At 52.5% G+C, this 682-nt stretch carries 2 protein-coding genes; both read left to right on the top strand.

Features of this window, described 5'->3' with window-relative positions; all coding sequences use genetic code 11:
* Nucleotides 1–219 (top strand): hypothetical protein (locus tag AC1RPQ_RS07715; RefSeq protein WP_481762217.1); only part of this gene is annotated, 219 nt, incomplete at its 5' end.
* A gap of 279 nt (nt 220–498) precedes the next feature.
* Nucleotides 499–682 (top strand): hypothetical protein (locus AC1RPQ_RS07710; RefSeq protein ID WP_481762216.1); only part of this gene is annotated, 184 nt, incomplete at its 3' end.

Genomic DNA, 682 nt, shown 5'->3' with positions numbered 1-682 from the left:
TGTTGGGTGTTGGGGTCTTCGATGCGAAATCTCAGTTCTGCGGAGGAACGTTTCTATCAGCAGATTGTGATGAAGGTCCGTGTATGGGCAATGGCCGTGCTAATCACACTTGACTGTGTGTATCTAGCATGGAACGGAGCCCCGATCCTCGCAACCTTCACCGCTCTCTGCCTGCTGTTCTTTGTCCGGTCTTTTTATTTTGTTCTGAGAAAGGCATGACGTATGAAAGCAGGTGATCGAGTAAAGTTGGTTGGCGCAGCAGCCGAGGTCTTCCCGGACTATGGTATCGGGCTCGTGGTAGACGACGCGCAGTGCCCTCCCACTCACGTTAGTGTGACGTTTGCGGCCCATGAAAAGCCGCTGTTGCTTAATCGCCGGTTGGTTGCGCTCGCGTAACCTTGAAGCCCCGCCCCGTGCGGGGTTTTTCTTTTTGTGCTCAGCCTTGCAATTATTTTCCACCTAGCGTATAGTTTCTCCATCAACAACGACGGAGGAATTATGTCCTATCTGCTGTTTGCCCAAGACGCCGGTTTCGTCAACTATATAAACGAGGGTACTCTGGGAGGCACCCAAAGCGGTATCGTCTACTCGCTCATCCCGAGTTGCGCGCAAGTCTTCGAGACCTACGAGATGGCCGAAGCCTTCATTGACTACAATGGACTGATTGCGACCACCATCATGC

This window comes from Dellaglioa sp. CoH-57-MRSF-21 (genome assembly GCF_056781915.1).
This window is presented reverse-complemented; position numbering and strand designations above follow the sequence as displayed.